16 protein-coding genes are annotated in these 12,316 nt (G+C 69.2%); 10 read left to right on the top strand and 6 right to left on the bottom strand.

Annotated elements, in window-relative coordinates:
* Positions 1-423: 423 nt before the first annotated feature.
* Positions 424-639 (bottom strand): hypothetical protein, encoded by a 216-nt coding sequence (locus ACPEEZ_RS14860; RefSeq protein ID WP_423920756.1) that lies wholly within the window; start codon positions 637-639, stop codon positions 424-426.
* A 170-nt stretch (positions 640-809) separates the two neighbouring features.
* Between ACPEEZ_RS14860 and ACPEEZ_RS14855 the strand changes: the two genes are divergently transcribed.
* Genes ACPEEZ_RS14855 through ACPEEZ_RS14845 form a run of 3 tightly spaced genes read left to right on the top strand, consistent with a single transcriptional unit; the run spans position 810 to position 2,376 of the window.
* A complete protein-coding gene (locus tag ACPEEZ_RS14855; RefSeq protein WP_423920754.1) occupies positions 810-1,379 on the top strand; it encodes an RNA polymerase sigma factor in 570 nt (189 codons plus the stop codon).
* Positions 1,376-2,023 (top strand): hypothetical protein, encoded by a 648-nt coding sequence (locus ACPEEZ_RS14850; protein ID WP_423920751.1) that lies wholly within the window; start codon positions 1,376-1,378, stop codon positions 2,021-2,023. Before ACPEEZ_RS14855 ends, ACPEEZ_RS14850 begins: the two co-directional genes overlap by 4 nt.
* Positions 2,020-2,376 carry a hypothetical protein gene (locus tag ACPEEZ_RS14845; protein ID WP_423920749.1) on the top strand — a complete coding sequence of 119 codons (357 nt, stop codon included), beginning with the start codon at positions 2,020-2,022 and terminating at the stop codon, positions 2,374-2,376. The genes ACPEEZ_RS14850 and ACPEEZ_RS14845 overlap by 4 nt, the downstream gene beginning before the upstream one ends.
* Before the next feature lie 148 nt (positions 2,377-2,524).
* On the opposite strand, the gene ACPEEZ_RS14840 is transcribed toward ACPEEZ_RS14845, so the two are convergent.
* The gene (locus tag ACPEEZ_RS14840) at positions 2,525-3,205 is read right to left on the bottom strand and encodes an SDR family NAD(P)-dependent oxidoreductase (protein ID WP_423920746.1); all 681 of its coding nucleotides are present in this window, start codon (positions 3,203-3,205) and stop codon (positions 2,525-2,527) included.
* Between the two features lie 101 nt (positions 3,206-3,306).
* On the opposite strand from ACPEEZ_RS14840, the gene ACPEEZ_RS14835 reads away from it, so the two are divergent.
* Both ACPEEZ_RS14835 and ACPEEZ_RS14830 read left to right on the top strand, forming a co-directional pair.
* Positions 3,307-4,149 (top strand): helix-turn-helix transcriptional regulator, encoded by an 843-nt coding sequence (locus ACPEEZ_RS14835; RefSeq protein WP_423920743.1) that lies wholly within the window; start codon positions 3,307-3,309, stop codon positions 4,147-4,149.
* Positions 4,150-4,378: 229 nt separating this feature from the next.
* Positions 4,379-4,672, top strand: a complete 294-nt coding sequence (locus tag ACPEEZ_RS14830; protein WP_423920740.1) for a hypothetical protein — start codon at positions 4,379-4,381, stop codon at positions 4,670-4,672.
* A 126-nt stretch (positions 4,673-4,798) separates the two neighbouring features.
* Here ACPEEZ_RS14830 and ACPEEZ_RS14825 read toward each other — a convergent pair whose 3' ends face one another.
* Positions 4,799-5,263: a hypothetical protein gene (locus ACPEEZ_RS14825; RefSeq protein ID WP_423920737.1), complete on the bottom strand. Its 465-nt coding sequence runs from the start codon at positions 5,261-5,263 to the stop codon at positions 4,799-4,801.
* Positions 5,264-5,615: 352 nt separating this feature from the next.
* Between ACPEEZ_RS14825 and ACPEEZ_RS14820 the strand changes: the two genes are divergently transcribed.
* Positions 5,616-6,323 carry a peroxiredoxin-like family protein gene (locus ACPEEZ_RS14820; RefSeq protein WP_423920734.1) on the top strand — a complete coding sequence of 236 codons (708 nt, stop codon included), beginning with the start codon at positions 5,616-5,618 and terminating at the stop codon, positions 6,321-6,323.
* Positions 6,324-6,463: 140 nt separating this feature from the next.
* On the opposite strand, the gene ACPEEZ_RS14815 is transcribed toward ACPEEZ_RS14820, so the two are convergent.
* Complete coding sequence (locus tag ACPEEZ_RS14815) at positions 6,464-7,009, bottom strand: GNAT family N-acetyltransferase (RefSeq protein WP_423920732.1); 546 nt, start codon at positions 7,007-7,009, stop codon at positions 6,464-6,466.
* A gap of 69 nt (positions 7,010-7,078) precedes the next feature.
* On the opposite strand from ACPEEZ_RS14815, the gene ACPEEZ_RS14810 reads away from it, so the two are divergent.
* The 4 genes from ACPEEZ_RS14810 (at position 7,079) to ACPEEZ_RS14795 (ending at position 10,258) form a co-directional block, all read left to right on the top strand.
* Entirely contained in the window at positions 7,079-7,948 is an 870-nt protein-coding gene (locus ACPEEZ_RS14810; protein ID WP_423920729.1) for a LysR substrate-binding domain-containing protein, read from the top strand.
* Between the two features lie 125 nt (positions 7,949-8,073).
* Positions 8,074-8,946: an endo alpha-1,4 polygalactosaminidase gene (locus ACPEEZ_RS14805; protein WP_423920727.1), complete on the top strand. Its 873-nt coding sequence runs from the start codon at positions 8,074-8,076 to the stop codon at positions 8,944-8,946.
* Between the two features lie 65 nt (positions 8,947-9,011).
* Complete coding sequence (locus ACPEEZ_RS14800) at positions 9,012-9,410, top strand: hypothetical protein (RefSeq protein ID WP_423920724.1); 399 nt, start codon at positions 9,012-9,014, stop codon at positions 9,408-9,410.
* Between the two features lie 41 nt (positions 9,411-9,451).
* A complete protein-coding gene (locus ACPEEZ_RS14795; RefSeq protein WP_423920722.1) occupies positions 9,452-10,258 on the top strand; it encodes a DNA-formamidopyrimidine glycosylase family protein in 807 nt (268 codons plus the stop codon).
* 188 nt (positions 10,259-10,446) lie between these two features.
* On the opposite strand, the gene ACPEEZ_RS14790 is transcribed toward ACPEEZ_RS14795, so the two are convergent.
* The gene (locus ACPEEZ_RS14790; protein WP_423920719.1) at positions 10,447-10,908 is read right to left on the bottom strand and encodes a DUF4265 domain-containing protein; all 462 of its coding nucleotides are present in this window, start codon (positions 10,906-10,908) and stop codon (positions 10,447-10,449) included.
* Between the two features lie 93 nt (positions 10,909-11,001).
* Positions 11,002-11,865, bottom strand: a complete 864-nt coding sequence (locus ACPEEZ_RS14785; RefSeq protein WP_423920716.1) for a hypothetical protein — start codon at positions 11,863-11,865, stop codon at positions 11,002-11,004.
* Positions 11,866-12,316: the final 451 nt, after the last annotated feature.

Genomic DNA, 12,316 nt, shown 5'->3' with positions numbered 1-12,316 from the left:
CCTCGCCCCCTCCGGGCTCGTCTCCGACCGCCTGCCCGTCGGGGGGCAGGACCGGACAGCACAGCCGTCGTCGGATGTGGTCGACGAGGGAGTCGTGGGGCAGACGACGGAGTTCGTCCGAGGTCATGGTGACTCAGCCGAGAACGCGGGCGAACAGGCCGCGAAAGCGAGGTCGTCTCCGGTGTGGCGACGCGGGGGGAGGTGTGGTGAGGGCCGATTGGGCGTCGGTGAGACTGTCGTAGGTCCCCACGACATAGCCCCGGGCGTCGGTCGTGATGAACGTGTCGACGAACTCGACGGCTCCGACCGTGACACCCGAATGGTGCGCCACCCACAGGCCGGGATGGCAGTGCCTCCAGCCCGGCGCGGCCGGGCGGAGGTCGGGGCGTTGCGTCGCTCCGCCGCCGGCAGGCGTCGCCACGGTCACGCGCCGCCGCGTGCCATGCGCAGACGCTCGGCAGCCGCGGCCTGACTCGAGTAGTCACCGACGTACTGCCCGAAGCAGTCCCGGACGTAGTAGTGGTCACCGTGGCGGTCGATGGTTCCGGCGAAGGCACCGTCGTGGTTGGCGACCCAGAAGCCGGCTTCGGCCTCCGCGAGGCGGATGGACGTGGTGGGTACGGGGGCGAGCAGTGTCATGGGCGTGGTCCTCGGTCGGCTGGGGACGCCGTGAGGCGTCGGGATAACGAGAAGGAGGTGTCCGACGCGTCGAGCGCGGACCCGTCTCTATGTCGTGTCGACGAGGCGTTTCGTCACACGCGCCTCCGCATTTTTTTGTCTGCGTTGGGAGATCGGGTAGAACTTGTCTCGTGTTCGAGAGCCCGCGCCGTACCGTCGACCTGATCGACGCCGATGACGCGACTCTCGTCGAGCGTGCCGGTCATGGCGACGTCCGAGCCTTCGAAGCGCTGATCAGGCGGTACGGGCCTCTCATGCGGGCCTACGCGCGACGGGTGCTCGGTCGATCCGACGACGTCGACGACGTCGTGCAGGAGACCTTCGTCGCGGCATGGCAGCAGCTGCCCACGCTCGACGACGGCGCCGCCGTCAAGAGTTGGCTGATGCGCATCGTGAGCCGACGGTGCGTCGATCGCATCCGGCTGAGACGCGACCATGCCGACGTCTCCGATCACGACGGTGCGGCTCCGGAGCACGAGTCGCCGCATCGTGTCGTGGAGGCGAGGTCGCGCGGGGAGGCGCTCACCAAGACCCTCGAGGCCATGCCCGTCGCTCAACGCCGTGCCTGGATACTGAAGGAGATGGTGGGGCAGTCCTACGACGAGATCGCGGACGACCTCGAGCTGCCGGTGTCGACGGTGCGCGGACTTCTCTCCCGGGCTCGGAAGAAGATGATCAGCGAGATGGAGGTGTGGCGATGAGCACGGATCTTCCCGACGACCTGGAGGCCGCGGGCATGACGAGCGACGACGTGGCGACACTCTCCCTCGAGCCGGAGGGGCTCGACGGCCACACCATCGACGAGCTCGCCGACTATCTCGATGCCGGTATGACTCCGGCCGACCCGTCCATCGACGACTCGCCGGCCTGCCAGAACGCGCTGGACGCCCTCACCCGGGTGCGCATGCTGTCGCACGGCGCCTTCGAGGCCGACGCGTACGGCGAGGACGCTCGCGAAGACGACTGGATCACCGAGATCCTGACGAACATCAGCCTCGAAGCGCACGCCGGCCGGGACATCCCGCTCCCGCCGCTCAAGGAATCGGAGAATTCCGTCATCACCGAGGGCGCCGTGCGGAGCATCATCCGACGAGCCGGCGATGGTGTGGACGGTGTCCTGATCGGGCGGTGCTCACTGAACGGTGACGTCATGACACCCCGTGCTCCGATCCGTGTGGACGTCTCGGCTCGGATCGTCCACGATCACGGATCGACCTCGGTCGTCGACGACGTCAGGGCTGCCGTCGACGCCGCGCTCCGGAGACACACGGAGCTGAACATCGAGGCGATCGACGTCCGGCTGCGGAGCGACGGGTCGCTGCCCCTGCCGGAGGGTGCCCGATGACCGCACACGGCCCTCGAGAGGCGCACGGCCTCGACCGCGACGCGTACGTCGAGTTGGCTGCGGAACTCGAGACCCTCGTCGGCGCGCTCGATGGTGTGGCTCACGTCTATCAGCCCCGAGCGACCCTGCCCGCGCTGATCGCCGCTCGCGACGCCGCTGACGGGACGACGCCCCCACCGCCTCCTCGGGTCGAGATCGGTGACGACGGGGTCGTCGCCGTGACCATCGCCACCGAGGGTGACAGCGAGTCGCCGCAGATCGCGCATCGGGTGCACGACGTGCTGTTCGACCAGCTCGTCGACGCGGGCGTCGCGGTGACGCGGATCGACGTGCGGATCGCCCGGGTCGACTGAAGGTCTGCGTCGTGTCGCGTTCGCGGCGTACTGTCGCGCACGGACGCGACACGGCGCCTCGAACGCGACACGATGGGCCGCGACGGTGTGCAGCCGACCGCCTCGGGGACGGGCGCGGCGGCGTACAGCCGACCCGCGCCTCCGGGGGTCAGTACTCGATGCGTCCGCGACGGTCGTGGAACTCGCCGGTGGGGCCGTCCGGGCCCAGCAGTGCGAGGGCGACCGTCGCGTCGGTGCCCTCCTCGACGGTCTGGTGCCCGCCGTGCCCGTTGAAGTCGGTGGCCGTGTAGCCGGGGTCGCTGACGTTGACGCGGAACTCCGGCAGGTTCTTCGCGTACTGCACCGTCAGCGCGATGACCGCCGCCTTCGACGCCGCGTACGGCACGGCCTTGACCGGGAACTCGTCGTGACCCTCCGCGCCGAGCCAGCGCGGCCAGCCGACACCCGACGCGACGTTGACGATCACGAGGCTCGGCGACTTCCGCAGGAGCGGCAGCGCGGCCTGCGTGACCCGGACGAGGCCGAGCACGTTGACGTCGAGCACGTCCTGCATCGCCGACGGGGTCAGGTCGTCGACACCGAACGAGGAGCCGAGCACGCCGGCGTTGTTGACGAGGACGTCGAGCTCGGGCAGCGACGCCACGGCGGCGTCGACGCTCGCCTGGTCGGTGACGTCGAGCTGCACGGCGTGTGCTCCCAGGGCACGGACGGCATCGCCGGCGGCGAGGTCGCGCATGCCGGCATAGACGGTGTGGCCGGCCTCGAGGAGGCGGCGGGCGGTTTCGAGACCGAGGCTCTTGTTGGCGCCGGTGATCAGTGTGGTGGTCATGAGCCCATCGTGCGCCCGTGGACACGGCGCGGCCAGGCACCCGTCGGCAGGGGGACTGCCAGTACCACCGTCGGCGCCCGCCGGAGGGGCAGGATGACTGCATGAACGAGTTCGCCAGCGTGCTGCGGTCGTGGCGCGAGCGGGTCACACCGGCCGACGTCGGGCTGCCCGCCGGCGCGGGACGCCGCACGGCCGGCCTGCGACGGGAGGAGCTCGCGGCGCTCGCCGGGGTGAGCGTCGACTACATCGTCGGGCTGGAACAGGGCCGCGCCTCCCATCCGTCGACGCAGATGCTCCGCGCCCTCGCGGTGGCGCTGCGTCTGACCGACGACGAGCGCGACCACCTGTATCGCGCCGCCGGTGTCGCGCCTCCGTCGGCCGGCGTCGTGCCGCGCCACGTCGGACCCGGCGTGCAGCGCCTCGTCGACCGGCTCGGCGACGTGCCGCTGGCGGTGTTCTCGGCGACCTTCGACATCCTGCTGTGGAACCCGCTCTGGGCGGCCATGAACGGCGACCCGTCGCGGCTGGCCGGGCGCGACCGCAACCTCGTCTGGCGGTTCTTCACGTCGGGCCACCCGGGCACCGAGTTCGAGGCGTGGCACGAGGAGGAGTTCGCGAGCGATCTCGCCGGGGACCTCCGCGCCGCGGTCGGACGCTACCCGAACGACACCGCTCTCGCCGAGCTGGTGCAGCGACTGCTCGTCGTGTCGCCCGAGTTCGAGCGGCGCTGGGCCGAGGCGAAGGTGGCCCAACACCGGTCGAGCCGCAAGACCGTGACCCAGACGCCCGTCGGGCCGATCACGATCGACTGCGACGTGCTCGCCGCCCCGGGCAGCGACCTGCGGATCGTGGTCTACACCGTGGCCCCGGAGTCGGTCGACGCCGAGCGGCTCGATCTGCTGCGCGTGACCGGGCTGCAGGCGCTGGGGGCTGCGGGGGGCTGAGCCGGCCGGGGCCGGGCGTGGCCTGGCTGGGCTGGGCCTGGCTGGGCTGGGCCGGGCTGGGCTGGGCTGGGCTGGGCCTGGCTGCCGCCGTCGCCGCCGCGTCGTGTGGCGTTCGCGGCATCGTGTCGTGTACGAACCGCACACGATGCCGCGAACGCGACACGACGGCGGCCGCGGCGGCCCCCAACGGGGGCTCCGGCGGCGGGAGCCGGGCCGCTACGGTGACGACATGTCGAGCCAACACACCCTCCGGATCGTGGCCGTCGTCCTCGCCGCGGTCTTCGTCGGTGTCGCGGTCGTCTGCGTCGGCGCGACCCTGACGGCCGGGTGGGCCGCACCCGTCTTCCCGTGGCTCGTCCCGGTGGGGCAGCCGATCGTCGTCACGAAAGAGCAGTACGGCACGATCCTCGTCGCGCAGCAGGTCGGGCGGATCGCCGCGGCGGTGGCCGTCGTGACCGGTGTCGCTGCGGTTGCAACCGCAGGAGCCGCAGTGGCGACCCGTCGGAGACGCCCGGCCGCCTGAGCGACCCGGCCCGCACCTCCGGCCCGCACCGTCGTGTGGCGTTCGCGACGTCGTGTCGTGAACGAACAGAACACGACGCCGCGAACGCGACACGACAGCCGCGCCCGGCGCGGCCCGCCGCCACGGTCAGTTCTGGTTCTCCCAGCGGGAGATGCTCGTGTTGCTCCACCACGGTGGGTCGGCCGGCAGCTCCCCGGAGGTCCAGCCGAGCAGGGCGGACTGCACGATCATCGACGCGAAGATCGAACCGAGCAGGGCGACGCCGACGAGGGTGAGTCGAGCGGCCAGCACGACGCGGTAGCGAGTCCGCCCCGGTCTGCCGGCCGAGACGACGACCGCGACGGAGAAACCCACGGCCACGACGAGCAGCGCGATGATCGCCAGCGGCGACGCGTGTGATTCGAGGACGACGCCGTCGTAATCGCTCGGCGAGACGAACGGCGAGGCGCCGGGGCTGCCCGGCGTCCGAGCGTCCGCGGAGAGCGTGGCCCCCGGCCAGGCAGCGGCCAGGAACAGGAGCACGCCCGCCGTCAGCCACGTCTGCCCGAGCAGCCTCATCGTCGATCGCGGGGGCTTGTCCGTCTCCTGCACCGTCCCTGTCTAGCGCGACGGCGGCCGCGACACGAGCATGCATCGGCCCCGCCGCCCGGATTCAACCCGAGGGCTGACCCCGAGGAGGCGCGGTGCGCGTCCCGCAGGACGGCCGCCGGCCGCAGGCCCGCGTTGTGTCGCGTTCGTGGCGTCGTGTCGTGCACGAACGCCACACGACGCCGCGAACGCGACACGAAACGCGACGCGCGCGCCTCCCCGACCCGCGCCTCCTTCGCTTCCCCGCCGTGTGACGCTGCATGACGGCGCCGCGCGCATCCACAGCCACGGCCTGCCTACGATCAGCGTCACTCGCCGACTCGCCCGAGAGCCGGCTCCCGTCGAGAGGCTCGCCATGTCCGCTGTTGCTCCTGTCCCGGCCACCATCGACGCGCAGGTCGCCGAGTTCAACGAAGGCTTCACCGCCCAGATCGGACCCGAGTTCTCGAAGGTCTTCGATGACGAGCAGCGTGCGCTGCGTGACGCCGGAGTCCCCGCCGACGCCGTCCGTGCCGGCGACACCCTGGTCGGAGCGACGCTCGTGACCCCGGCGGGCGAGTCCGTCGAGCTGGCCGACCTCGTCGGGGAGGCTCCCGCCGTGCTCGTGTTCTACCGCGGCGCGTGGTGTCCCTACTGCAACCTCACGCTCAAGACCTACCAGGCCGACCTGCTGCCGCACCTCGCGAGTCGCGGCATCCCGCTCGTCGCGATCAGCCCCCAGACACCCGAGGCCTCCGAGCAGTCGGTCGCCAACGGGAGCCTCGACTTCACCGTCGTCTCCGACCCCGGCAACGTGCTGAGCCGGGCGCTCGGTATCCAGACGGAGCCGTCCGCGGACGCCCGCGCCGTGCACACGCAGCTGGGCTTCGACGTCGCCGACAGCAACGCCGACGCCACGGGCGACGTGCCGTTCCCGACCGTGCTCGTCGTCGACGAGGAGGGTGTCGTCGTCTTCGCCGACGTCCACACGGACTACACGACCCGCACCGAGGTGCGCGACATCCTGGACGCCGTGGAGGCACGGTGGGGGTCGGACGGGACGCCCGTCAGCCCCTCGGTCTGACGCGGCTGCGGCGGCCTGCGTCGTGTCGCGTTCGCGGCGTCGTGTCGTGTTCGTCCGCGACACCATGACTCGAACGCCACACGACGGGCCCGGCAGCCGGCAGCTGGCAGGCCCGGCAGCCGGCGGCGGGCAGCTGGGGCTCAGCCGAGCTCGAGCCGCATGAACACGTCGGCGCGCACATACGGCAGGCCGAGCTCGCTCGCCGGGACGTGCTCGAACCCGACCGACTCGTAGAGCCCCACGGCCGCGGGCAGCTTCGTGCTGCTGCCGAGGAAGACTCGCAGTGCACCCCGCTGCCGCGCCTCCTCGATCGCCGCCGTGATCAGCCGTCGACCGGCGCCGCGGCCCCGCTCGCTCGGAGCGACGGCCATCTTCGACAGCTCGAACACGTCCCCGCTCGCGTCGGCGATGAGCGCGACGGTGCCGACGACGCGGCCTCCGCGGCGGGCCATCAGCACGACGCCGCCGCGGTCGACGATGCGTCCGCGCGGATCGCCGAGCGTCGCGACGTCGGCCGGTTCGAGGGCGAACAGCTCGACGATCCACTGCTCGTTGAGGGTGCGGAACGCCTCCGCGTCACGGTCGTCCGCGAGCGGCGAGACGACGAGGTCGTCCGTCGCCGCCGCCGACGATGCGGACGAGGTCGGGGTCGACGACGAGGACGAGGAGGCGCGGGTCGAGGTCATGAGATCAGCGTGCCGCCTCCGATCGATACCGTCCAATATCGATCCTCGCTCGATCGATAGGTTGAATGCATGAATGTCGAGCTGCGCCACCTCCGGGCGTTCCTGGCCGTCGCCGACGAGCTGCACTTCGGTCGGGCCGCCGACGCCCTGCGGATCGCCCAGCCCGCGCTCTCCCAGCAGATCCAGCGTCTCGAGGCCGAGCTCGGTACGACTCTCTTCACCCGCACCTCCCGGAGTGTCGCCCTCACCGCGGCCGGCACCGTGCTGCAGGCGCGCGCCCGCGCGCTGGTGCGGCAGTCCGACCGCGACCTGGACGAGGTCGCCCGGGTCGGCCGGGGCGAGCTCGGCCGGCTCGACGTCGGCTTCGTCAGCTCGGCGCTGCCGCTCGGGCCGATCGAGCGGGTGCAGCGGTTCCGCGCCGCGTGGCCGGGGGTCGAGATCGTCGTGCACGAGGGTTACACGTCCGCGCTGCTCGGACGTCTCGCGCGGGGCGAGCTCGACGTGGCGACGGTGCGCGACCCCGATCCGCACGAGGGAGTGATCACCGAGCCGTTCGTGAGCGAGCCGTTCGCAGCGGTGCTCCCTGCCGGCGATCGCCGCGCCTCCCGGTCGTCGATCGCGGGAGCGGAGCTCGCGGACGATCCGTTCGTGTTCTTCCCGAGGTCGGCGGGGGAGCGGGCGCACGACCTCAACCTCAGCCCCGTGACCGACGCGGGCGGCCGGGTCCGCATCACGCAGGAGGCGTCGTCCTGGCCGACGATCATCCACTTCGTCGGGGCCGGTCTCGGCGTGACCATTGCGCCGCGCAGTGCGACGCTGTCGCCGCCCGTCTCCGTGGTCGTGCTGCCGCTCGAGGGGACGACGGCGCGCAGCTCGCTGCACCTCGCGACGCGGGTGGGGGACGACCGGGCGGTGGTGCGGAACTTCCGGTCGGTGTGACGGGGGCTGCTGCGGTGTCGGCGTGGTGTCGTGTGGCGTTCGCGGCATGGTGTCGTGTTCGTGCGCGACACGATGCCGCGAACGCGACACGAAGCGCGCCATCCGCAGCCCCTAGGCTCGGCTCCGTGAGCGCCCGTCCCCGAGTCCGACCTGCCCCCGCCCGCGGCCGCCTGGCCGTCGCCGCGGCCGTCGGCGCGCTCCTCCTCGTCGTCGCGACAGGCTGCGCCGCGACACCGGCGCCAGAGACACCGGCCCCCGCCCAGACGTCGCCCGGCGCCGCGCTCTGGCCCGCGGGTGCCGGCTTCGACTATCAACTGGGAGGCGCGTCACCCGTCCCCGAGGGAGTGACCGTCGTCGCCCGCGACAGCACCGACGAGCCCGCGAAGGCCGGGTTCGACATCTGTTACGTCAACGGCTTCCAGACGCAGCCGGGGGTCGAGTGGCCCGACGGGTGGCTGTTGCACCGCTCCGACGGCGAGTTGCTCGTCGACCCGGGCTGGCCCGACGAGCACCTCTTCGACACGGCGAACCCGTCGACGCGACAGGCCGTGGCCGAGCGGCTCGGCACGACGATCGACGGCTGCGCGGCCGCGGGCTACGACGCCGTCGAGTTCGACAACCTCGACTCGTATTCACGGTCGGACGGGGCGCTGAGTCTGGATGATGCGGTCGCCTTCGCGCGCCTCCTCGTGGCTCGGGCGCACGCGGCCGGCCTCGTCGCGGGCCAGAAGAACACGGGCGAGTTGGAGGTGCGGGGTCGTGACGAGATCGGGTACGACTTCGCCGTGACCGAGGAGTGCGACCGGTTCGACGAGTGCCCGGGCTTCACCGAGGTGTACGGGTCGAACGTGCTCGACATCGAGTACACGGACGACCTGCGCGGGTCGTTCGCGGACGTCTGCGCGCGCGAGGGCACCCCGGCCAGCACGATCCTCCGCGATCGCGACCTCGCGCCGGCCGGTCGCGACGGCCACGTCTACGAGCGCTGCGGGGCGTGAGACGAACCGACACCCCCTCACTTGCGGGGCTGCGGGGTCGGTGCGGCAGCCCCTAGGGTCGCAGGGTGTACGACGAGGACTCGACGATGTTCTACAGCTATGGGCCGAGCTTCTCGGACGTTTTCATGATGCTCGCCTTCGTGGCACTGCTCGGTCTGGCCATCGTGCTCGCCGTCCTGCTCGTGCGGGTGCTGCTGTGGGCGACGCGGGCACTGATGGTCTTCACGCGGGAGCGCGAGTTCCGGCTGCAGCAGTTGCTGGCGGAGTCGGGGCCGTACGGGGTGCCGGCGGCGGGTCCTGCGGCGCCGGCTGGTCCCGCGGCTGCTGCGCCTGCGGCTCCCGCGCCTGCCGCGCCTGCCGCGCCTGCTGCGCCTGCCGCGCCTGCTGCGCCTGCTGCGCCTGCTGCGCCTGGCGCGCCTGGCGACGCCACGGGCGATCCGGACGGGCCGACCCGCGCCTCCTGAGCCACGGTCAGCGTGTCGGCGGTCGCGGTGATAATGGCGGCGTGCCCGAAGGTGACAGCGTCTACCTGCTGGCGGCGCGCCTCCGGCCGTCGCTCGTCGACCGGACCGTCGTCGCGGGCGAGGTGCGCTCGGGAGGGCGTGCCGGCGCCTCGCTCGCGGGTCGTCGCATCGTGGAGCTGGACACACACGGCAAGCACCTGCTGATCCGCTTCGACGACGAGACCACGTTGCACACCCACCTGCGGATGCAGGGCTCGTGGACGGTGACCCGCCCCGGTCGCGTGCTGCCGTCGCGGTTGCACTCGCAGGTGCGGGTCCGCGCGAGACTCGATGACGGGTTCACCCTGTGGGGCGTCGACGTGCCGGTCGTCGACCTCGTGCCGACCCGCGACGAGCACACCCTCGTCGGACACCTGGGCCCTGACCCGCTACGGCCCGATTGGGACGCCGAGGAGGCACGGCTTCGCCTCGCCGCCCGCCCCGACCGCACGGTGCGTGCGGCCCTGCTCGACCAACGCCCTCTGGCAGGCCTGGGCAATCTGTGGGTGAACGAGGTCGGCTTCCTGCGCGGGGTGCATCCCGCGACGCCGATCGGCGAGATCGACCTGCCGAAGCTCGTCGACACGGCCGCGCGGGCGCTGCGGTTCTCCGTAACGACGCCCGGTGCGTATCAGATCACGACGGGCCGGACTCGGCGGGGGGAGACCCACTGGGTGACGGGCCGCGCCGGGCGGCCGTGTCTGCGCTGCGGCACCCGGGTCGAGGCGCTCGACGACCCGCCGTCCGCCGACGGCCGTTCGCGTCGTGCGTGGTGGTGCCCGCGGTGTCAGCCGCGGCTCCGCTCCTGAGTTGGTTCGGCGTCCAGTTCCGTGCAGCTGTCATTACCCGAAAGACGCTGTATCCGCGGCTTTGAGGGCTGCGCGAGTGTCCCGTCAAAGTCACTGTAAGGGTGGGGCCTGTTAGCTGTGGATCATGCCAGAGGTAGGAACGTGAATACACGCCAGAGGTCGGAACGTGAAGAAGGGAACTCGGGTGGCTAAACCCATCCGGTCTGGTACTCGATTTGATCCCTCGCCTTGAGGGAATCGAGGAACGACATGACCTCTCGTGCGTGATCGTCACTCGTCGTGTCCAGAGAATAGAGACTCTTCGAGAATCGCTCGTGCTGAACACCTGTCGACTCGAGTTCTCTCAGCACTTCGTCATGATGCGCAAAGTGCTGTCGAAACAGCAGGCGTAATGTCCAATGCCCCGAGGGCGACACTATGGATTCCACGATGCCGTCTTGCGTGAGAGTGACGATATCGCCCAGATGGAGACCGAAGGCGAAGAACGGAATGCAGCAGTTTTCGAAGTCGGTGTCCGACAGTTTTCTCAGCCACAGCTGCTCCCATTTGAAGGGGTACTGACTGGGGTCTAAATCAAAGTTGGCGATGTAGTTACTGCGCTCTCGCCAGACTGGCTCAGGGTGTTTGACCCATTCTCTGTCGTTGATCATGGTTGTTGCCTTCAGCTGTGATGGCTTTTTCTGTTATACGTCGTGGCCTACATTGGCACGACGCCGGTCGCCCTTTTATAGCTCAACCCCAGTTCACCCGCGCGCCATGCTCGACTGCACTCTTTTGAGAGAAGGCTTGTAATGCCTTCTGCTCATCATTCCCAGCACCTGCATATGCGGGAGGTCGACAATGGGCTGAAGATCTCCGTCGACGATGAGTGTGCTCTCGTCTAGGAAAAGTTCTCTCAGCTCCGTCAGAGCGCGCAGTGGAGACAGCGTCGTCAACGGCCCGCAGTCGCCAAGGTCTAGGCGCGTCAAGAGCGTCTGGTGCACTATGTCGTCCAGCGTCTCTATGCGCTTGCACCCGGGCAAACTCAACGACCGAAGTCGGGGTGCGTCAGCTCGCCTCAGCTCACTGACATCGCTGAGCGAGGAAGCACCTGCGATAAGAAGAAAGTTGAGATGCGGTAGGTCGCTTAGTCCTTCCAAGGAGCGCAATCGAGGACGGTCTTTCAGCATCAACCATCTAAGGGAGGTCATGCTCCGCAGAGCGACAAGGGATTCGTCGGTATATGAACCGAAATACGCATCTTCGACGTTCGTCGCAGCCGAGATGCTGGCCGCAACCTGGGGCCAGTATGCGGAGAGACTCTTCAGTTTGCCAAAGTAGGTCAGGTCGATAGGGGTTCGAGGGTCCGATGTCACGCTAAGTGAAGTCAGGTGTTCCGCCAAGGAATAGATAGGCGAGAGATCCCTAGTAGTCCTCGACATCACCCTCAATTTTTTCACCGGTAGACCACGGATGAAATCAAGAGACCGTTCTTTAAATCCGAAAGTATAGTTCAAATTGAGCGCGGCAGCCCCGCTCCGCCTAAATTCATACTCGTCATCTACGGTCCAAGCGCCCGTGACAACGGCTTCGAGGCCGTCGTCAATCGATCTGAACTCGATGCTCACGGCGTCAACGTGGGGCGGCTATAAGAAACGTGGAGGCTATAAGGCTGACGTGGCATAAGACTCACCTTAGTTAGGCCCATTGAATGGATTCGATTCTGCAGCTAGCCGGTCTCTCAATCCGAGAGAAAGTAGCCCTCCCCGACTATCTGGCCGTACCAGACGAGGAAGGACGAATTGGCAGAAATAGACGCCCATGCCTCTTGGTAGATGGGAGTGACTAGAGCGTCCATGACTTTCCCCGCAACCCATGGTCTTTGAGCCGTCAGTACGACTGCTTGATCTAGGTCGTAAAAGCCTGGATTTTTACTCTTCGTGCGAATGATGAGACTCGTCGTTCTTGCAGGCAGAGGGGCGCTCAAGCCACCTTGCGTCAGCGTGAACAACCGGAATGCCGCCCGCGCAGAGCGAAATTCACTCATGGAATCGTCCTCCCGATATGGGTTCACCACTA

This window comes from Frigoribacterium sp. 2-23, from assembly GCF_049601585.1.
Taxonomy (GTDB): domain Bacteria; phylum Actinomycetota; class Actinomycetes; order Actinomycetales; family Microbacteriaceae; genus Frigoribacterium.
Note: the sequence above shows the minus strand (reverse complement) of the source record. Positions and strands in the feature narration are given on the sequence as shown.

Bases quoted from the DNA above. Each gene is read 5' to 3' on its own strand.
- ACPEEZ_RS14860 (WP_423920756.1), bottom strand. From the start codon at position 639: ATGACACTGCTCGCCCCCGTACCCACCACGTCCATCCGCCTCGCGGAG.
- ACPEEZ_RS14850 (WP_423920751.1), top strand. From the start codon at position 1,376: ATGAGCACGGATCTTCCCGACGACCTGGAGGCCGCGGGCATGACGAGC.
- ACPEEZ_RS14845 (WP_423920749.1), top strand. From the start codon at position 2,020: ATGACCGCACACGGCCCTCGAGAGGCGCACGGCCTCGACCGCGACGCG.
- ACPEEZ_RS14840 (WP_423920746.1), bottom strand. From the start codon at position 3,205: ATGACCACCACACTGATCACCGGCGCCAACAAGAGCCTCGGTCTCGAA.
- ACPEEZ_RS14835 (WP_423920743.1), top strand. From the start codon at position 3,307: ATGAACGAGTTCGCCAGCGTGCTGCGGTCGTGGCGCGAGCGGGTCACA.
- ACPEEZ_RS14830 (WP_423920740.1), top strand. From the start codon at position 4,379: ATGTCGAGCCAACACACCCTCCGGATCGTGGCCGTCGTCCTCGCCGCG.
- ACPEEZ_RS14820 (WP_423920734.1), top strand. From the start codon at position 5,616: ATGTCCGCTGTTGCTCCTGTCCCGGCCACCATCGACGCGCAGGTCGCC.
- ACPEEZ_RS14815 (WP_423920732.1), bottom strand. From the start codon at position 7,009: ATGACCTCGACCCGCGCCTCCTCGTCCTCGTCGTCGACCCCGACCTCG.
- ACPEEZ_RS14810 (WP_423920729.1), top strand. From the start codon at position 7,079: ATGAATGTCGAGCTGCGCCACCTCCGGGCGTTCCTGGCCGTCGCCGAC.
- ACPEEZ_RS14790 (WP_423920719.1), bottom strand. From the start codon at position 10,908: ATGATCAACGACAGAGAATGGGTCAAACACCCTGAGCCAGTCTGGCGA.